Annotated in this window: 16 protein-coding genes; 11 read left to right on the plus strand and 5 right to left on the minus strand. The window is 64.8% G+C overall.

Features of this window, described 5'->3' with window-relative positions; translation table 11 throughout:
• The first annotated feature begins 50 nt into the window (after positions 1-50).
• Positions 51-1778: a bifunctional protein-serine/threonine kinase/phosphatase gene (locus AC5WNI_RS04140; RefSeq protein WP_175088252.1), complete on the plus strand. Its 1728-nt coding sequence runs from the start codon at positions 51-53 to the stop codon at positions 1776-1778.
• 47 nt (positions 1779-1825) lie between these two features.
• A complete protein-coding gene (locus tag AC5WNI_RS04145; RefSeq protein ID WP_285460148.1) occupies positions 1826-2482 on the plus strand; it encodes an NAD(P)H-binding protein in 657 nt (218 codons plus the stop codon).
• 105 nt (positions 2483-2587) lie between these two features.
• Here AC5WNI_RS04145 and AC5WNI_RS04150 read toward each other — a convergent pair whose 3' ends face one another.
• Positions 2588-3850: a 6-phosphofructokinase gene (locus tag AC5WNI_RS04150; protein WP_495928771.1), complete on the minus strand. Its 1263-nt coding sequence runs from the start codon at positions 3848-3850 to the stop codon at positions 2588-2590.
• A gap of 194 nt (positions 3851-4044) precedes the next feature.
• On the opposite strand from AC5WNI_RS04150, the gene mpl reads away from it, so the two are divergent.
• The 3 genes from mpl to AC5WNI_RS04165 all read left to right on the plus strand — a co-directional run bounded on the left by mpl (position 4045) and on the right by AC5WNI_RS04165 (position 6852).
• A complete protein-coding gene (mpl, locus tag AC5WNI_RS04155; protein ID WP_495928773.1) occupies positions 4045-5487 on the plus strand; it encodes a UDP-N-acetylmuramate:L-alanyl-gamma-D-glutamyl-meso-diaminopimelate ligase in 1443 nt (480 codons plus the stop codon).
• The gene (locus AC5WNI_RS04160) at positions 5484-6137 is read left to right on the plus strand and encodes a flavin prenyltransferase UbiX (protein ID WP_175088248.1); all 654 of its coding nucleotides are present in this window, start codon (positions 5484-5486) and stop codon (positions 6135-6137) included. The genes mpl and AC5WNI_RS04160 overlap by 4 nt, the downstream gene beginning before the upstream one ends.
• 85 nt (positions 6138-6222) lie before the next feature.
• The gene (locus AC5WNI_RS04165) at positions 6223-6852 is read left to right on the plus strand and encodes a LysE family translocator (RefSeq protein WP_175088247.1); all 630 of its coding nucleotides are present in this window, start codon (positions 6223-6225) and stop codon (positions 6850-6852) included.
• Between the two features lie 141 nt (positions 6853-6993).
• On the opposite strand, the gene AC5WNI_RS04170 is transcribed toward AC5WNI_RS04165, so the two are convergent.
• From AC5WNI_RS04170 to AC5WNI_RS04185, 4 genes are all read right to left on the minus strand, one after another.
• On the minus strand, positions 6994-7872 hold the full coding sequence (locus AC5WNI_RS04170) for a DMT family transporter (protein ID WP_495928775.1): 879 nt from the start codon (positions 7870-7872) through the stop codon (positions 6994-6996).
• 122 nt (positions 7873-7994) lie between these two features.
• Positions 7995-9467, minus strand: coding sequence for a bifunctional DedA family/phosphatase PAP2 family protein (locus AC5WNI_RS04175; protein ID WP_495928777.1), 1473 nt, complete (start codon positions 9465-9467; stop codon positions 7995-7997).
• Positions 9464-10423 (minus strand): diguanylate cyclase domain-containing protein, encoded by a 960-nt coding sequence (locus AC5WNI_RS04180; RefSeq protein ID WP_285460150.1) that lies wholly within the window; start codon positions 10421-10423, stop codon positions 9464-9466. The genes AC5WNI_RS04175 and AC5WNI_RS04180 overlap by 4 nt, the downstream gene beginning before the upstream one ends.
• A complete protein-coding gene (locus AC5WNI_RS04185) occupies positions 10423-11439 on the minus strand; it encodes a hypothetical protein (protein WP_368448406.1) in 1017 nt (338 codons plus the stop codon). The genes AC5WNI_RS04180 and AC5WNI_RS04185 overlap by 1 nt, the downstream gene beginning before the upstream one ends.
• Positions 11440-11736: 297 nt before the next feature.
• On the opposite strand from AC5WNI_RS04185, the gene AC5WNI_RS04190 reads away from it, so the two are divergent.
• The 6 genes from AC5WNI_RS04190 to rodA all read left to right on the plus strand — a co-directional run bounded on the left by AC5WNI_RS04190 (position 11737) and on the right by rodA (position 18191).
• Positions 11737-13020 (plus strand): glutamate-5-semialdehyde dehydrogenase, encoded by a 1284-nt coding sequence (locus tag AC5WNI_RS04190; RefSeq protein WP_175088243.1) that lies wholly within the window; start codon positions 11737-11739, stop codon positions 13018-13020.
• A 239-nt stretch (positions 13021-13259) separates the two neighbouring features.
• Positions 13260-13895 carry a nicotinate-nucleotide adenylyltransferase gene (gene nadD, locus AC5WNI_RS04195; protein ID WP_175088380.1) on the plus strand — a complete coding sequence of 212 codons (636 nt, stop codon included), beginning with the start codon at positions 13260-13262 and terminating at the stop codon, positions 13893-13895.
• Between the two features lie 196 nt (positions 13896-14091).
• A complete protein-coding gene (rsfS, locus tag AC5WNI_RS04200) occupies positions 14092-14451 on the plus strand; it encodes a ribosome silencing factor (protein WP_495928780.1) in 360 nt (119 codons plus the stop codon).
• A 145-nt stretch (positions 14452-14596) separates the two neighbouring features.
• Positions 14597-15064: a 23S rRNA (pseudouridine(1915)-N(3))-methyltransferase RlmH gene (gene rlmH / locus AC5WNI_RS04205; protein ID WP_043331959.1), complete on the plus strand. Its 468-nt coding sequence runs from the start codon at positions 14597-14599 to the stop codon at positions 15062-15064.
• A gap of 42 nt (positions 15065-15106) precedes the next feature.
• Complete coding sequence (mrdA, locus tag AC5WNI_RS04210; protein ID WP_175088241.1) at positions 15107-17053, plus strand: penicillin-binding protein 2; 1947 nt, start codon at positions 15107-15109, stop codon at positions 17051-17053.
• On the plus strand, positions 17043-18191 hold the full coding sequence (gene rodA, locus AC5WNI_RS04215) for a rod shape-determining protein RodA (RefSeq protein ID WP_175088240.1): 1149 nt from the start codon (positions 17043-17045) through the stop codon (positions 18189-18191). Before mrdA ends, rodA begins: the two co-directional genes overlap by 11 nt.
• Positions 18192-18215 lie beyond the last annotated feature (24 nt).

Consider the following 18215-nt stretch of genomic DNA (forward strand, 5'->3'; position numbering starts at 1 on the left):
CACCGCATGCATGAAACGTAACGGCAGGATCGAGACGCAAGGAGACCGCCTTGGCGGATGCAGAGCTTTCACTCAGTTACGGTCAGGCCTTCGTGGCTCCCGACCGCAAGCGTCATCGCAGCTCGATGTCGCTGGAGATACCGCTGGAGCGCGGCCCGCTGGCGGCCAAGGGTGGCTGCGCGCTGATCGCCGACACCACCAGCAAGAACGCGATTGCCAAGCAGGCCGGCGACCTTGCCGTGCGTGGCTTTCTGGCCGACTACTTCGCCACGCCTGACAACTGGAGCGTCAAGTATTCCGCGACCCGCGTGCTGCGGGCATTGAACAGCTGGTGTTACAGCCAGAGTCGCTTCGTGCGGGGCGGCAGTTACGTGACCTCGATTTCCGCGGTCGTCTTCCGGGGCCAATCGGCGCATCTGTTCCATGCCGGTGACACGGTGGTCTTCCGGCTGCGTGGCGGCGAATTCGAGCAGATCTCGCGTGATCATGTCACCGATCTCGGTGGCTATCGTTATCCGTCGCGGGCGCTGGGCATGGATGTCAGCCTCGACATCGACTACATCGAGCTGCCGCTCAAGCAGGGCGATATCTTCCTGTTCACCACCCAGGCGGTGCGCGGCACTCTGCTGCCTTCCGATTTCGTGTCACTGATCCGTGATGACGTCTCGGATCTCGACGCCGCCAGTGAGCGCCTGGCCCATGCCGCGGCGGACCGCGCCGATGAGCGTGGCTACACGGCTGACCAGTTCTGCTTCCAGCTGGTGCGCATTGACCGCCTGGCGACTGCCTCTGACGATACGCCGGGGCGTGTCTATGGCGACCTTCCGGTGCCGCGTGAGCTGGAGCCGGGCGACCGCATCGATGGTCTGGAAGTGCTGGAAGTCATGTCGCGCAGCGCGCGGGTACGCGTCTACAAGGTGCGTGACCTCAAGAGCCGGCGCGTGATGGTGATGAAGGCGCCCAGCCCGGAACTGTCGCTCAAGAACGCCTATCTCGAGCACTTCCTGCTCCAGCAGTGGGTGGTGGACCGCGTCAGCTCGCCCTTCGTGGTCAAGGTGGTGGAGCCGTCACGCCCGCGTGATCACCTCTACTACCTGCTCGAGCACCTTGAGGCGCAGACATTGACCGAATGGGCACGCATGCATCCACAGGCCAATCTCGAGCAGCGTCTCGACATCGCGCGTCAGCTTGGCAAGGCCGTGCATGCCCTCAATCGTCGTGAGGTGCTGCACCAGCTGATTCACCCCGACAACGTGATGATCGACCGGCATGGCAAGGTGGTGCTGGTCGATTTCGGCGCCTGCCATCTGCGTGAGGGGGATGGCCATGAGAGCGCCGGTCCGCTGGCGCGCCAGGTCGGCCTGACCGAGCACAGCGCGCCGGAATATGCCCTTGGCGCCGATGTCAGTCGGCGCAGCGATCAATACGGCCTGGCTTCGGTGATCTACTGGTTGCTGACCGGCATGCAGCCCTACGCCCAGTCGATGGAGCAGCTGCGCACCCATACCGACCTCGAACTGCTGGAATATCAGCCAGCCCGCATGCGCAATCCCCAGGTGCCACAGATACTGGACGATGCCCTCAGGCGCGCCCTGGATCCGCAACGCACCCTGCGCTATCGCCGTCTGTCTGAGCTGCTCTACGCGCTGCGGCTGCCGCAGCAGGACCCCGGCAAGGCGCTGACGCCCTCGGAGGCGATACGTGAACCGGCCAATTTCTGGCAGGGCGTCGCCGGCATCCTGTTGTTGCTGCTGGTGCTGTCCTGGTTGCTCAAGTGAGCGCGGAGTCCGATGGGGGGCAAGGCCATGGCGGGAGGAATAGGTGCATGGGCCAGACCGCGATCGTGATAGGGGCGACCGGCGTGGTCGGGCACGAGGTGGTGACTGAACTCATCGCGTGCGAGGCCATCGCCAGAGTCGTCACGCTGACGCGCCGGCCGGCGCCTTGCGACTCTGACAAGGTCGAGAACCATGTGGTCGACTTCGCGCGACTGGAAGACTGGGCCCACTGTTTCCAGGCGGATCTGCTGTTCTCGTGCCTGGGCACCACGCTCAAGCAGGCGGGGTCGCTCGAGGCGCAGCGGCGTGTCGACATCGATCATCAACTGAGTGCCGCTCGGCTGGCGGCCGCCCAGGGAGTGGCGCACTACCTGCTGGTCTCCTCCAGCGGCGCCAATCACGCGAGCCGCAATGGCTATCTCAGGATGAAGGGCGAGCTGGAAGTGGCCATCAAGGCGCTGCCCTTTGCGCGTATCAGTGTCTTCCAGCCGTCATTGCTGGTGGGGGAGCGCAGCGAGTTCCGTCTGGGCGAGACGCTGGCGCGCCATCTGTTGCCGGCGCTTACCCGCTTGCCGGGCTTGCAGCGCTACCGGCCGATCCGTGGCGCTCAGGTAGCGGCGCGTATGGTCGAGGTCAGCCAGCGTCAGCAGCAGGCGCATGCGGTGTACCGGCTGGAGGAGGTGTTCCCCCGTTCCCCCGCATGACAACTGACAGTCATCAAAAAGCCCCGCACAGTCGCCTGTGCGGGGCTTTTTTACACTCGCTTCACTGTCAGCGACGGATCGCTCAGACGCGTCAACGCCAGGCGATCAGACCGTGAACGGTGTCAGCTTCTTCTCGACCTTGGCCAGCGTGAGCTTGGCGACCGCCGGCAGGCCATTGATGAACGGCGGGAAGTCCTCGCCCTGGATCAGCGGCGACAGATATTCGCGGCAGGCGTCGGTGATGTAGAAGCCATCTTCGCTGATGAACTCCAGCGGCATGAACTTCTCATGGTTGGCGATCTTCTCCAGCGGCGCCTCGATGATATCCCAGGCGTAGTCAGCGCCATCGCCGAGGCGACGGATCGTCGGCATCACGGCGTTCTTGCCGGCCAGGGCCATCTCGACGGCGGCACGACCCGTGGCGTAGGCCTGCTCGACGTCGGTCTTCGAGGCGATGTGACGCGCAGCGCGCTGCAGGTAATCGGCCACCGCCCAGTGGTACTTGTAGCCCAGGTCCTGCTTGACCATGCCGGCCAGTGTCGGCGCGACGCCGCCCAGCTGGCGGTGGCCGAAGGCGTCGGTGTTGCCGGCATCGGCCAGGAAGGTGCCATCTTCGTAACGCGCACCTTCGGAGACCACCACCACGCAATAGCCGTGTTCCTTGACGCAGGCATCGACGCGCGCCATGAATTCCTTGCGGTGGAAGGCGACTTCCGGGAAGACGACGATGTGCGGCGGCTGGGTGGCATCTTCACCGGCCAGGGCGCCGGCAGCGGCGATCCAGCCGGCGTGACGGCCCATGACTTCCAGAATGAACACCTTGGTGGAGGTGGCGCACATGGAGGCGATGTCGAGGCCGGCCTCGCGGGTGGAGGTGGCGATGTACTTGGCCACGCTGCCGAAGCCCGGCGAGTTGTCGGTGATCGGCAGGTCGTTGTCCACGGTCTTCGGCACGTGGATGGCCTGGATCGGGTAGCCCATGGTCTCGGCCAGCTGGGAGACCTTCAGGCAGGTATCGGCGCTGTCGCCGCCACCGTTGTAGAAGAAGTAACGGATGTCGTGGGCCTTGAACACCTCGATCAGACGCTCGTACTGGGTACGGTGGTCCTCGATGCTCTTGAGCTTGTAGCGGCAGGAGCCGAAGGCACCGCCCGGCGTGTGGCGCAGCGCGGCGATGTTCTCGTCGCTTTCCTGGCTGACGTCGATCAGGTCTTCGGTCAGGGCACCGATGATGCCGTTGTGACCGGCATACAGCTTGCCGATTTGGTCGCCGTTTTCACGAGCGGCTTCAATGACGCCACAGGCACTGGCGTTGATGACGGCGGTAACGCCACCGGACTGGGCGTAGAAGGCATTGTGCTGGGGCATGGGCTTCTCGTCTCTGCTTCCTTGTCATGGTCTTGAACGGGCTGGCGCTTACCCGCCGCATCATATCCGAAAGACATGACCCCTGCACGACGCCCGAATGCCACCGGGGGTGTCGTCCATCCCTGACAGGTCGCGTGCTACTCGCCGCCTGACGGGCATGCTAGGCTGCTCGGGCTTCCGGATTGGAGAAACAGATGCACCTTCACGTCATCGGTATTTGCGGTACCTTCATGGGCTCTCTGGCGCTTCTGGCGCGCGCGCGCGGTCATCGCGTCACGGGGAGCGATGCCAACGTCTATCCGCCCATGAGCACACAGCTGGCCGAGGCCGGTATCACCCTGATGGAAGGCTATGCGGCCGACAATCTCGTCCCCGCGCCTGACCTCACGGTGGTCGGCAATGCCGTCTCGCGCGGCAACCCCGAAGTCGAGGCGCTGCTCGAGCGCGGGCTGGCCTATACCTCCGGCCCGCAATGGCTGTGTGACGAGGTGCTGACCGGCCGCCCGGTGATCGCCATCGCCGGCACCCACGGCAAGACCACCACCGCGACCATGACCGCCTGGATTCTCGAATGTGCGGGCCTCGCACCGGGCTATCTGATCGGTGGCGTGCCGCCACAGTTGGGCGATTCCGCGCGTATCGGCGATCCTCAAGCGCCCTTTGTGGTCGAGGCCGATGAATACGACACGGCCTTCTTCGACAAGCGTTCCAAGTTCGTGCATTACCGGCCGCGCATTGCCGTGCTCAACAATCTCGAGTTCGATCACGCCGACATCTTCCCGGATCTCGCCGCCATCGAGCGCCAGTTCCACCACCTGGTGCGCACCGTGCCGGCTGGCGGCAAGCTGGTGGTCGCGGCGGACGCCGTCGCCGGTGCCCAGGCACTGGAGCGCGTGCTGGATCAAGGCTGCTGGACGCCGGTGACGCGCTTCGGCGCTGAGAGCGGTATCGAGAATGCCGGTGGCGACTGGCGCTATCGCCTGATCAGTGCCGACGGTAGCCACTTCGCGCTGGCACCGCCGTCTGGTGACGCAGGCGAGGCGGACCGCTTCGTCGAGTGCCAGTGGGCGATGCGCGGACGCCACAACGTGGCCAATGCCTGCGCCGCCGTGGCCGCGGCCGTCGAATGCGGCGTGAGTCTTGCGGTGACACTGGAGGCGCTCGCGCGTTTCGCGCCGCCCAGGCGTCGGCAGGAGCTGCGCGGTGAGGTGGCAGGCGTCAAGGTCATCGATGACTTTGCGCACCATCCGACCGCCATCGCCACCACGCTCGAGGGCCTGGCGCCCGGCGTTGCGGCCGAAGGGCAGGGCGGTCGCCTGTGGGCGGTGATCGAACCGCGCTCCAACACCATGAAGCTCGGCACCATGAAGGCGCGTCTGCCGGCTTCAGTGACCTCGGCAGATCGCGTCAGCTGGTTCGCGGGCCCCAGCCTCGGCTGGTCGTTGAAGGAGACGGTCAGCGAGTGCCGTGCGCTCGGCGTGGAGGCGGAGGTCGAGCAGGACCTCGACGCCCTGATCGCGAAGATCGCCAATCAATCCCGCGCCGGCGATTGGGTGGTCGTGATGTCCAATGGCGGCTTCGGCGGTATCCACGAGCGCCTTCTTGCGGCGCTGGCAGCACGCGAAGGTGAAGCATGAAAGCGCAAGCGACAGCCCCGGAGGGCGAGTTCAAGTCGGCGGTCACCGTCGCGCTGACCGGGGCCTCCGGCGCCCAGTACGGCCTGCGCCTGATCGAGTGCCTGGTCGCGGCCGGTCATGAAGTGATGGTGATGGTCTCCAAGGCGGCGCACATGGTGATCGCCACCGAGACCGATGAGGAGCTGCCGGCGCGTCCGGCGCGTCTCACCGAGGTGCTCACGCAGCGCTACGCCGCCAGGCCCGGCCAGATTCGCTGCTTCGGGCGCGAGGACTGGATGGCCCCGGTGGCCTCCGGTTCCGGCGCGCCGAGCGCCATGGTGGTGTGCCCGTGTTCCACGGGCTCACTGTCCGCGATCGCGACCGGGGCCAGCAACAACCTGATCGAACGCGCGGCCGACGTGGCCCTCAAGGAACGCCGCACGCTGATTCTGGTGCCGCGCGAGACGCCGTTCTCGGCCATCCATCTCGAACACATGCTGAGTCTGACGCGCATGGGCGCTGTCATCCTGCCCGCCGCACCCGGCTTCTATCATCGCCCGCAGACCCTCGATGACATGATCGATTTCATCGTCGCACGCATTCTCAACCAGCTGGGGATCTCGCATGCGCTGATACCGCGCTGGGGCGAGGGGCATGTCAGCGGCGATTGAGGGGCGGTCAATCGATCCGTCCGAGTGAGAGCTTGTCAGAGGCATCCCTCTGGCACTGCATCAGACTGAGCAAGGAGAGCAGGGAATGCTGAATTGGTCATTGTTGTCGGTGTTCGTGCCGACGTTCTTTCTGGTCTCGCTGACGCCGGGCATGTGCATGACGCTGGCGATGACCCTGGGAATGACCCAGGGCGTCAAGCGCACGCTGTGGATGATGATGGGCGAGCTGCTGGGTGTCGGGTTGGTGGCGGTGTCGGCGGTGATCGGCGTCGCGACCATCATGCTGCGCTATCCGATGGTGTTCTCGGCCTTCAAGCTGGCGGGTGGTGCTTACCTGGCCTGGCTGGGGATCCAGATGTGGCGCTCGCGTGGCCGCCTGGCCCTGGGGGTAGCTGGGGAGGGTGCGGAGGCACCGCGCGCCTCGCGCCGCGCGCTGGCGGCACAGGGCTTCGTCACCGCGATCGCCAATCCCAAGGGATGGGCGTTCTTCATTGCGCTGTTGCCGCCGTTTCTGGATGCCAGCCTGCCGCTGGCGCCGCAGCTGATCGCGCTGGTCGGCATCATCCTGACGCTGGAATTCACCTGCCTGCTGCTCTATGCCGGCGGTGGCAGCAGCCTGGCGCGTTGGCTGGGGCGTGGCTCGCGTGTGCGCCTGATGAACCGCGTGGCGGGCACGCTGATGATCGGCGTGGGAGTCTGGCTCGCGACCGGTTGATGTCGGCATGACCGAGCGAAGAATTTCATCTTGTGAACACACCAAGGCCCGCCAATGGCGGGCCTTGGTGTGTCCAGGGGCGCCGTTGATTCAGCAGCCACTTCGAGTCAGCTGTGACTTCGGTTCAGCTGCGACGCTGATTCAGCTGCGACGCAGGGGCTCAAGTGCTGCCGCCGCCACGATGAAGCTGCCGCCGACCAGTGTCAGCCAAGTGGGCACCTCGCCAAGAATCAACCACGCAAGCAATACGCCGTAGACGGGTTGCAGGCAGCCGATCATGCCGACGGTCTTGGCCTTGAGTCCACCGAGGGCGAAGGTCATCAGCGCATGCGGCGCAGCCGTGAAGACGATGGCCAGCACCAGCATGGCGATCCCCGTCGAGGGGCTGGCATCCATGATCTCACTGGAGACGAACGGCAGTGTCAGCACCACGACCCCCAGCGCCTGCAGGCTCATCGACAGTACCGGATTGAGATGGCTGAGACGGTAGCGCACCAGTAGATTGCGTGCCGCGAACAACAGGCCCGAGAACACGCCCCATGACACTCCCGCCAGGCTGTCGCCCTGCGCGCTGCTGTCGCCGCCGGGAACGAGCAGCCAGACGCCGATACAGACCAGCCCCGCTGCCGCCAGGTCCTTCGCTTTCAGGCGCGTGCCTTCCACCCAGGGTTCCAGCAGCACGATGAAGATGGGATAGGTGAACAGCGCCAGCATGCCGGTGGCCACGGAAGATGCCTGCATCGAGTGAAAGTAGCTCACCCAGTGCGCGGCCATCAGCGCGGCGGCGATGCCCAGCAAGGCCCAGTCGCGCCCGCTCAGACGCAGCGAGACATGCCACTTGAGGCGCGCCAGCCACAGCAGGAACAGCCCCGCCAGCAGGCTGCGCCAGGTGGTGATATCGAGCGCCGAGAGAGGCACGCCTTTCGAGAACAGCGCCGTACCGCCGAGCAGTGCGATGCCGAGATGAATCGACATCAGTGCCTGGGGCTGGTTGGCGGGAGGGGCAGCAGGGCCGGGCATGTGGTTCCTCGTCATCAGGGGGTAGTGATAAAGCCGCCATCGCAGGCAGCTCATCGGTTTACATCGTTATTACGGCAACGTTATCGCGACGGCCTGAGCGGCAGCAGTCTGATCACGACAGCCTAGAGCGGCAGCCAGACGAAGCGTGCCGCCAACAGCAACAGGCTCGCCATGCTCAACCACAGCAGCGGGGCCGGCGAGTCGAGGGGGGCAGAGGTCTGGCGCACGAAGGCGGGGTAGCTGATGCGCACCAGCGCACAGACCAGCAGACCCAGGCAGGCGCCGCCCAGCACATCGCTGACGTAATGGACGCCAAGCGTGATGCGCGACAGGCCGACCAGCGTACAGGCGGCGATGGCTGCCCAGTAGATCCAGCGACGTCGCGAGGAGGGCTGGCGCTCGGCGATGAAGGCGGCGGCCAATCCGAATACTGCCACGCTGCCGGCGGCGTGGGCGCTTGGGAATGACATCGACCCTTCCAGGAAGGCGGGGGTGTCCGGACGCGGGCGCTGGATCAGGTGCTTGAGCACGGTATTGGCGCTGGCGATGCCCAGCCAGGCCGCCGTCAGATGCAACCATACCGCGTGGCGACCCTTGAGCAGCAGCCATACCAGCCACGGAGCCACGAGCGCCGCCAGACCGGTGCCATCTGCGAGGCGAGACAGCCCGAGGCTTGCCTCGCGCAGCCAGTCCTGGGGCAACAGTGAGGAGAGGCTAGCGGCCAGTGAGTCTGCCACGCGGTCGATCCACCACGGCTCGGGATGGGCCAGCACCGCCAGACTCATGGCGGGCACGCTGATCACCGCGAAGATCAGCAGTGCCATCGAGGCGAGCGGGAATTCGCCCTCGGGGTCGGGATGACGCAGCTGCCACCACAGACGCCGCCCGGAAGGGCTGCGACGCATGCGACGCGCCAGCCAATGATAGAGGCGGCCCTCACGGCCCAGCTGGCGGCGCAGGAAGGAGAAGGCGAAGGCACAGGCGATCAGTCCGCTGGCCAGGCCGACCAGCAGGCCATCGGCCCCTTCCGGCAAGGTGAACAGTGACTGCCAGGTCTGGCCCAGCAGATAGCCCGGCAGCAGGTAGGCCGGTGCCCAGGCCAGTGCCGAGAGGCCATTGACCAGGAAGAAGCGCGCCGGCGGCATGTCGAGCATGCCGGCGACCAGCGGGATGATCGGGCGCACCGGGCCGACGAAGCGTCCGAAGGCGATCGACCAGCTGCCGTGTCGATGAAAGAACTGCTGACCATGCTCGATCCACTCGGGATGGCGCGAGAAGGGCCAGCGGCCGGGCAGTTGATCGCGATAGCGGATGCCCAGCCAGAAGCTCACGCCATCGCCGATGATGGCGCCCAGCGCACCGACAGCCAGCAATATCGGTAGCGAGAGTTCGAGGTGGCCGGCCAGTGAGGCGCCAGCGGTGAGAATGACCACGCCCGGCACCAGCAGGCCGATGATGGCGAGAGATTCAAGCAGTGAGACCAGGCCGATGACGGCGACAAGGGCTGCCGGGTGATCGCTCAGCGTGGTCATCAGGATATCGATCATCACACTGGGGTTCAGCCAATGCAGCAGTGACGCAAGGGTGTCGCTCATTCATTGAGATCCATCAGGGCAAGCTGGCTGGCCAGCAGGCGTTGCTCGAGTTTCTGGGTGGTGTCATCGGCCTTGTACGTCACCAGGCGCGCGCGGGCAATGATGGAGCCGGTTTCCGGCTGTGTGGCCGCTGCCAGCGCCGCGGTCAGGCGCTCGCGCATGATCAGTGCTCCCGCCTCGCCGGTATTGGGCAGCATCAGCCAGAAGGAGGACTTGTCGCTGCGGCACAGCAGGTCGCCCTGGCGCGAGACCTCCTGCATCACGTCGCAGGCCATCGCCAGGCATTCGACGCGCCTGTCTTCGCCGAACTGCTCGCCGAGCATGTCCAGTTGCGGCAGATAGACGACCAGAATGCTGAGCGGTTGGTCCAGCGCCCGCGCACGTGCCGCCTCACTGATCAGTCGCTGCTGGCCGGTGCGGGCATTGAAGGCATTGCACTCGGTTTCCTCGCTGGCGGTCAGGCTCATGACACCCGCCTGCAGGCTGTTGATGACGAACGGCTGGCTGGCCACCAGCAGCAGACACAGGTAGCGCAGTATCTCGCCGAAGTTGTCTTCCTGCTGGCCCAATAGCCATAGCCACAGCGGTGCCAGCACCAGATTGAGCAACATTGCCGGCGCCAGGGGCAATAGCAGCAATGTCAGCACGCTGGGTAGCCCCAGCCACAGTGACATGCCCGGATAGGTGCCCGGCGCCTCGAGTGCCAGCATCAGATAGCTGGCGATCAGCGTCAGATAGGAAGGCAGCGGCTGCTCATCATCGAGGTGATTGAGGCCGGCGGCAATCGCCATCAGCATGGTGGCCAGCACCGGCGTCAGGATATGCTCGAAATCGCCCACCAGGTAGCGCCACAGGGCGTAGGTGGCGATCACCGCGGCGGCCAGCAGCATGATCAGTGTCTTGCGATTGGCGAGTTCCCGACGCTCGCTATGCGCCAGACTGTGTAGAGGAGACATCAGTGATCATTCCCCCGCGATGGTGCTACGGCGACCTTGTCTGCCGCGCTGGCCTGTTTCAGGGTGTCTCGTCCATCGTCTGACCGGGCTTCGTCTGAAAAAGCATCAGCATCGGCAGGCTTGCGAGGCAGAGGCGGCAGCAGGGTGATCGGCTGCGGTTCATCGCTCAAGTGGGCACTGAGGCGCTTGAGGTCCAGCGCGCCGGGATCACTGTCGTTGAGAGGCTGTACACGGGCGCGGACCGGCATCGCGAGATGCTCGATCAACTGGCGACGGCGCAGACTGGCCATGCGCTCGCCGCGGGTGACCAGCAAGACGGCCAGTGCCCCATCATCGAGCTGGTAGCGGGTTTCATGCGGCAATGCGGCGCTGTCGAGGGTATTCATCAGGCGACGGTTGGCCAGGCGGCCGGTCTTGACCGGTGCGAGCAGGATCAATTCGATATGGATTTCCTCGCGATCGGCACGGGCAATTTCCCGCGGCAGGTCTCGCATCAGCTGGTACTGTGACCAGATCGCGCGGCTGGAATCACGCCGACCACGACGCTCCAGCTGCATCCAGACCTGCTGCTGGCGTCGCCCACCGATGGCACCGAGCGCCATCAGGGTCGCGGTGATACCGATGCCCAGGCTCAGCCAGTCGCTGCCCAGCTGGCTGAGCGCCAGCCAGGTGGTGACCAGCCCGATCAGTGCGCAGGCCGGTGCCAGCCAGCGTGGGCGCGGATAAAGCAGCAGGACGGCAAAGCCCCACAGCCACATCAGGTGCTGTTGCGGGGCCAGCAGCACCAGTGCACTCATGATCAGCGCGACGCTGAGCATCACCAGCGTACGGAACCAGCGCAGGGTGAACAGCTCGTGGGCGAGAGAGACCACCAGCAACATCGTGCCGCCCACCGCCAGCAACAGGGCAGTGAGCGTCAGGCCGATACTGATCTGTCGTGCCGCTTCCAGCAGCAGCAATACAGAGCCGAGCAGACAGACGAACTGACTGAGACGGACTTTGAACTTGATCTCCATGGTGACTTATATTGGCACCTTTGCCGTGGATGGCGCGAAATCGGCCGAATTCCCTGGCCGAACGGTCTATGACGTGGGCATTGCCTGCACGTTTGCAGGATGCGACGGTGCTCCGATCATGCAACGTCGTCTGCAATAATGGCAGCATACCCCAAACGGCGAGTGACAAAAGTGTCTACGCCTCTCAGGCTTTCACATCAGGTCTTCATGTCAGGGCTTCTCAGGGGAATGCCCTCGCGGGGCCCGGGCGATGATGGAATGAGTACGTGGACACTGACAACCAGCGAGATTAGGCACATGAGTGAGCAGGGCAAGCACGACACCACGGACGTCGTGGCGTACATGAATCGTCTGGGGCACGCAGCGCGCGCGGCAAGCGTCGTGATGCGTCGCGTCGACAGCGGCATCAAGAATCGTGCTCTGCAGACCATGGCGCGTCTGATCGATGAGCGTCGCGAGGCACTGGCAGAGGCCAATGCCGAGGACCTGACGCGTGCACGCGCCAATGGGCTCTCGGAGGCGATGGTCGATCGTCTTGCGCTGACGCCTGCGCGTATCGACGGCATGATCGAAGGGCTCGAGCAGGTCGCGGCGCTGCCGGACCCGGTCGGCGAGGTCGATGGCCTGCGCTCGCGTCCGAGCGGCATTCAGGTCGGTCACATGCGCGTGCCGCTGGGCGTTATCGGCATCATCTTCGAGTCACGCCCCAATGTGACCATCGAGGCAGCCAGCCTGTGCCTGAAGTCCGGCAATGCCTGCATTCTGCGCGGTGGCTCCGAGGCCGCGTCCAGCAACCGTGCGTTGAGCGAGATCATCAGCGAGGCGTTGGTGCTCTCCGAGCTGCCGGCCACGGCAGTGCAGGTCGTCGCCACCACGGACCGCGCCGCGGTCGGCGAGCTGATCGCGATGCCGGAATTCGTCGATGTGATCATCCCGCGCGGTGGCAAGAGCCTCATCTCGCGTATCTCGCGTGATGCACGCGTGCCAGTCATCAAGCACCTCGATGGCATCTGCCACGTCTATATCGATGCCACGGCAGACCTGGCGATGGCGGTCCGGATCGCCGAGAACGCCAAGACCCATCGCTATGGCACCTGCAACACCATGGAGACCCTGCTGGTCGATGCGCCGGTTGCCGCCGAGGTCCTGCCGCGTATCGCCGAGCGTCTGGCGGCACATGAGGTCGAGATTCGCGGTTGCGAGCGTACTTGCGAAGTGCTGCCGCAGGCCGTGGCTGCCAATGCAGAAGACTGGGATACCGAATATCTCGCGCCGATTCTGGCGGTTCGCGTCGTGGATGGCGTCGACGAGGCGATGGCGCATATCGAGCGTCACAGCTCCGGGCACACCGAGGCCATCATCACCGAGAACTATGCGCTGGCGCGCCGCTTCATGGCGGAGGTCGATTCCAGCTCGGTGATGGTCAACGCCTCCACCCGCTTCGCCGATGGCTTCGAATATGGCCTGGGTGCCGAGATCGGCATCTCCACCGACAAGCTGCATGCGCGTGGCCCGGTCGGGCTTGAGGGCCTGACGACCCGCAAGTACATCGTGTTCGGTGATGGGCAGATTCGCCAGTGAAGGATCAGGTCTCACCCGCCGATGATCAGGTCACGCCCGAGCAGACCTTGACGAACGAGAAGGCCCTGTCGCCCGAGGCGCTGGAGGACACCCAGCGTCCCTTGAACGCTGATGGTCTCGCGCAGGAGCGTGAGGCCGTGCATCACGGCACCGAGTCGTCACATGACTCGCGCTCAAGGACTGATGCATCAGCGGAGCCGGGCTTCGAGGGCTGCCTCGGCCCGGTACCGCGTGTCGCCATGCTCGGTGGTACCTTCGATCCCATCCATCACGGCCATCTGCGCAGTGCCATCGAGCTGCGCGAAGCGTTGGGGCTGGACCATGTGCTGCTGGTGCCTTCGCATCAGCCGCCGCATCGCGCCGCGCCCGGCGTCAGCAGTGACCAGCGGCTGGCGATGCTGGAAGCCGCGATAGAGGCAGAGCCAGGCCTCAAGGCGGATGGGCGTGAGCTGCTGCGCGATGGGCCTTCCTACAGTGCCGACACCCTGGCCAGTCTACGCGCCGAATACGGCCCGCAGGCGCGGCTGGTGATGGCCATCGGCCATGACGCCTTCCTCAAGCTCGGGGAGTGGCATGCCGCCGATCGTCTGTTCGATGACGCCCATGTGGTGGTGATCGAGCGGCCGGACCATGATGCACCGCTGCCCCGGGCGCTCGAAGCGTTGATCCAGGGGCGCGAGGTCGACTCGGTGGCGGCCTTGATGGCGCGCCCGGGTGGCCACCTGTTGCGCCTGTCGCTGCCGACACGCATGGCCATCAGCGCCACCTTCGTGCGCGAGCGTCTCGCGCTGGGTGACAGCGTGCGCTACCTGCTGCCGGAAGCGGTGATCCGTCATATCGAGGCGCATGGCCTCTACTGTCCGTCATCGAGCTGAGCCCATCATCGAGCTGAGCGTTGTGGCTCTGAACGTCCTGTCGCGTGCGAGCGTGGCATCATGAGAGGGGCGTCACTGCCGCGATCCCGCATCGCCGTGCGTGGCGCCCCTTTGGCGAGTAAATGACGATGCCCATAGGCGCGCGCATCGCCAACGGGTAGAATGCGCCCCCTGCCGAACAAACTCCCGAGGAATCATGCAGACCGAAGCTCTTAAAAACCTGGTTGTCGACGCCCTTGAAGAACTCAAGGCCCAGGAAATCAGCGAGATCAATGTCTCCAAGCTGACCAGCGTCACCGATGTGATGGTGATCGCGACCGGTACGTCCAGCCGCCATATCTCCGCGCTGGCCAACAACGTGCAGGTCACCGTGAAAGAAGCCGGCTTCAAGCCGTTGGGCTGTGAAGGCGACAACGGCTCCGACTGGGTGCTGCTGGATCTGGGCGATGTCGTCGTCCACGTCATGCTGGCCGAAACCCGTGCCCTGTACGACCTCGAGCGTCTGTGGAGCGATCTGCCCCGCGAAACGCGTGAAGAGTACGAGCAGAGCCACTGATCCTGCCAGCCTGACCCGACGGGTTGCTCGTCGGGGCACGCCAACCGCGCGTTACGTCCTTGCCGGTCGCGATGTCGCGGGCAGGGAGTATCCGATGGAAGGACTGCGGGTTCGCCGGTCGTTCTGACACAGCACGGGACAGGACATGAAGATCCGAGTTTTGGCGGTCGGGCAGAAGATGCCGGACTGGGTGGAGAAGGGTAGCCGGGAATATCTCAAGCGCATGCCGCGGGATTTTTCGCTTGAGTTCATCGAACTGGCGCCCGGCAATCGCGGCAAGAATGCGGACATCGCCCGTGCCATGGCCAGTGAAGGCGATCGGATGCTTGAAAAACTCAAGGGAAATGAACATGTTGTCGCCCTTGATGTCCTAGGTAAGGCTTGGAGCACCGAGCAGCTTGCCCAGCATGCCGATGATTGGCGGCTGGGAGGGCGAGACGTGGCCATCCTCATCGGTGGCCCGGATGGGCTCGACCCACGTCTGCTGGCACGTGCCGATCAGCGCTGGTCGCTCTCGGCACTGACGCTGCCGCACCCTCTGGTGCGCATCGTGCTGGCGGAACAGCTTTACCGCGCCTGGACATTGCTGGTCGGGCACCCCTATCACCGGTAAGCGCCTGCCGCTTGCGACACGACACTGGTTGCGAGACCCGCCATGCGCCAACGCCGGGCGACGATAAAGAATCCTCAACAGGAAGTGCGGATCTTTCGCCTTCGCAGCATCGTGGCTGCCGGCCTCGTGCTGGTGCTGGCCGGATGTCTGCTGGCGCGGCTGCTCTTCCTGCAGGTCGTGGAACACGACATCTATACGACGCGCTCGGACAAGAACCGCGTGCGTGTCGAGCCCTTGCCGCCTACGCGTGGCTTGATCTATGACCGCAATGGTCAGCTGCTCGCCGAAAACCGCCCCAACTACAATCTCACCATCGTGCGCGAACGCGCCGGTGATCTCGAGACGACGCTTGAACGCCTGGTCGAGATTCTCGATCTGCCACCCGATGAGGTCGAAGACTTCAAGGAACGCTCGCGTCAGCGTCAACGTCCCTATCAGCCTGCCCTGTTGATGAGTGAATTGAGCCAGGAGCAGATAGCGCGTCTGGCCGTCAATCGCTATCGCCTGCCCGGCGTCGAGGTCGAGGCGCAGCTGCTGCGCTACTACCCGGACGCCAAGCCGCTGTCGCATACCCTGGGGTACGTGGGGCGCATCAATCAGGCCGAGCTCAAGACTCTCGACAAGGGCAACTATTCGGGCACCCACTTCATCGGCAAGACCGGTATCGAGCGCTTCTATGAAGAGGAGCTGCACGGCCAGGCCGGCCTGCGCAAGGTGGAAACCAATGCGCGGGGTCGCGTGCTGCGTGAGCTGTCGCGGATCGACCCGGTGCCGGGCAAGGACCTGACGCTGACCATCGACCGCGGCCTGCAGGATCTCGCCTATCGGCTGCTCAAGGGGCGGCGTGGTGCCATCGTGGCCATCGAGCCCGAGACGGGTGACATCCTGGCGATGGCCTCCGTGCCGGGCTTCAACTCCAATGAGTTCGTCACCGGCATCAGCGTCAAGAGTTATCGCGCGCTGCAGAATGATATCGACCTGCCGCTGTTCAACCGTGCCATTCGCGGCCAGTACCCGCCGGCCTCGACCGTGAAGCCCTTCATGTCGCTGGCGGGGCTGGAGAACGGTGTCATCACCACCAGCACTTCCTTCTACGATCCCGGCTATTTCCAGCTGCCCAATGACAGCCACAAGTACCGCAACTGGCTGCGCTGGGGGCATGGGCGCGTCAACATGCGGCGTGGCATCGCGGTCTCCAATGACACCTTCTTCTACAACGTTGCCTATCGCCTGGGGATCGACCGCATTAGCGAGTACATGCACAAGTTCGGTTTCGGTGAGCAGACGGCGCTGGACGTGCAGGGCGCGCTGCCCGGTCTGATGCCGTCCAAGGAATGGAAGCGCAATCGCTACGACAAGCCCTGGTACCCCGGCGAGACCATCTCCATCGGTATCGGTCAGGGCTACTGGCTTGCCACACCGTTGCAGCTCGCCTCGGCGGAGGCCGTGCTGGCCAATCGCGGCAGGCACGTGACGCCTCACCTGGCCAAGCGCATCGGCGACGAGACGGTATTGCTGCCCAGAAGCGAGGAAAAACCGGATGTGGTGCTGGACAATCCGGCGTGGTGGGACGATGTCATCGCCGCGCTCGAGGACGTGGTCAGCGGGCGAGAAGGCACGGCGCGCAAGTATGTCGGGCCCGGTCTCAAGTACCGCATGGCCGGCAAGTCCGGTACCGCCCAGGTCTTCACCCTCGGGCAGGACCAGAAATACAACGGCAAGGAGCTCGCGGAGCGTCTGCGTGACCACGCCCTGTTCGCCGCCTTTGCGCCGGTCGAGCACCCGGAGATAGCCGTCTCCGTGGTGATCGAGAACGGCCAGGGCGGCAGCTCCGTGGCGGGTCCGATGGCACGGGCCGTCACCGATTACTGGCTGTTGCCGCGCATTGACCCCGAAGCGCGTGAGGCGGCGCTCACGCTGGCTGCCGCTCTGGCACCGCCGGAGGCACCGGCGGGCGAGGGTGAGCAAGGAGAGAACGATGCCGACTGATTATCAGCGCTCGATGCGTGGTGTAGGTGGGGATCTCAGTCATCGCCGCCGCACCAGTCTATGGGAGCGTATCCACCTCGACCCCTGGCTGCTGCTGCTGCTGTTGGCCGTGCTCGGCTGCGGGCTGATCGTGCTCTATAGCGCCAGCGGTCAGGATATCGATTTCACGCTGCGCCAGGCCTCACGCCAGGCGCTGGCGCTGGTGATCATGATCGGGCTCGCCCAGTTGTCACCCGCGACGCTTTACCGTTGGGCGCCGGTCGCCTATGGCGCTGGCTTCCTGATGCTGGTGGCGGTGGAGGTGCTGGGGGATGTCGGCATGGGCGCCCAGCGCTGGCTGGTCATCCCAGGGGTGGTGCGTTTTCAGCCCTCTGAGCTGATGAAGCTGGCGATGCCGATGATGGTGGCCTGCTGGCTCGGGCAGCGCCCGTTGCCTCCACGCTGGCGAGATCTGGTCATCTGCGCCGTGATCATCGTCGCGCCGGTGCTGCTGATCGCGCGCCAGCCGGACCTCGGCACCTCGTTGCTGGTTGCTGCGGCGGGGGTATTCGTGATCCTGCTGGCGGGGCTTTCCTGGAAGCTGATCGCCTTCTTCGGTGCCTTGATCGCCTCGGCATTGCCGCTTCTGTGGATGGTGATGCACGACTATCAACGCCGCCGTGTGCTGACATTCCTCAATCCGGAGTCTGACCCGCTTGGCGCGGGCTGGAACATCATCCAGTCCAAGACGGCCATCGGCTCGGGCGGCATCTTCGGCAAGGGCTATACCCTGGGGACCCAGTCCCAGCTCGAGTTTCTGCCGGAGCGCCATACCGACTTCATCGTCGCGGTCATCGGGGAGGAGTTCGGGCTGATCGGCATGAGTTTCTTCCTGGGGCTCTATGTGCTGATCGTGCTGCGCGGGCTGGTGATGTCCAACAATGGCCAGGACAGTTTTGCACGGCTGACGGGGGGCGCGATCATCCTGACGTTCTTCGTCTACGTCTTCGTCAACATCGGCATGGTATCGGGTATCTTGCCGGTCGTTGGCGTCCCGTTGCCGCTGGTCAGTTATGGTGGGACCTCCAGCGTGACCTTGCTGGCAGGCTTCGGTATTCTCATGAGCATTCATACCCACCGGCGCCTATTGTCGCGATGACGTGACGGCCAGTTGCCGAGTGGC

This window comes from Cobetia sp. PDI-12MA, assembly GCF_059507695.1.

Excerpts from the sequence above, each read along its gene's own strand:
- AC5WNI_RS04185 (WP_368448406.1), bottom strand. The coding sequence starts at position 11,439 with ATGGAGATCAAGTTCAAAGTCCGTCTCAGTCAGTTCGTCTGTCTGCTC.
- AC5WNI_RS04150 (WP_495928771.1), bottom strand. The coding sequence starts at position 3,850 with ATGCCCCAGCACAATGCCTTCTACGCCCAGTCCGGTGGCGTTACCGCC.
- rodA (WP_175088240.1), top strand. The coding sequence starts at position 17,043 with ATGCCGACTGATTATCAGCGCTCGATGCGTGGTGTAGGTGGGGATCTC.
- AC5WNI_RS04145 (WP_285460148.1), top strand. The coding sequence starts at position 1,826 with ATGGGCCAGACCGCGATCGTGATAGGGGCGACCGGCGTGGTCGGGCAC.
- rsfS (WP_495928780.1), top strand. The coding sequence starts at position 14,092 with ATGCAGACCGAAGCTCTTAAAAACCTGGTTGTCGACGCCCTTGAAGAA.
- nadD (WP_175088380.1), top strand. The coding sequence starts at position 13,260 with ATGCTCGGTGGTACCTTCGATCCCATCCATCACGGCCATCTGCGCAGT.
- AC5WNI_RS04190 (WP_175088243.1), top strand. The coding sequence starts at position 11,737 with ATGAGTGAGCAGGGCAAGCACGACACCACGGACGTCGTGGCGTACATG.
- AC5WNI_RS04160 (WP_175088248.1), top strand. The coding sequence starts at position 5,484 with ATGAAAGCGCAAGCGACAGCCCCGGAGGGCGAGTTCAAGTCGGCGGTC.
- AC5WNI_RS04180 (WP_285460150.1), bottom strand. The coding sequence starts at position 10,423 with ATGTCTCCTCTACACAGTCTGGCGCATAGCGAGCGTCGGGAACTCGCC.
- mrdA (WP_175088241.1), top strand. The coding sequence starts at position 15,107 with ATGCGCCAACGCCGGGCGACGATAAAGAATCCTCAACAGGAAGTGCGG.
- rlmH (WP_043331959.1), top strand. The coding sequence starts at position 14,597 with ATGAAGATCCGAGTTTTGGCGGTCGGGCAGAAGATGCCGGACTGGGTG.
- AC5WNI_RS04175 (WP_495928777.1), bottom strand. The coding sequence starts at position 9,467 with ATGAGCGACACCCTTGCGTCACTGCTGCATTGGCTGAACCCCAGTGTG.
- AC5WNI_RS04170 (WP_495928775.1), bottom strand. The coding sequence starts at position 7,872 with ATGCCCGGCCCTGCTGCCCCTCCCGCCAACCAGCCCCAGGCACTGATG.
- AC5WNI_RS04165 (WP_175088247.1), top strand. The coding sequence starts at position 6,223 with ATGCTGAATTGGTCATTGTTGTCGGTGTTCGTGCCGACGTTCTTTCTG.
- mpl (WP_495928773.1), top strand. The coding sequence starts at position 4,045 with ATGCACCTTCACGTCATCGGTATTTGCGGTACCTTCATGGGCTCTCTG.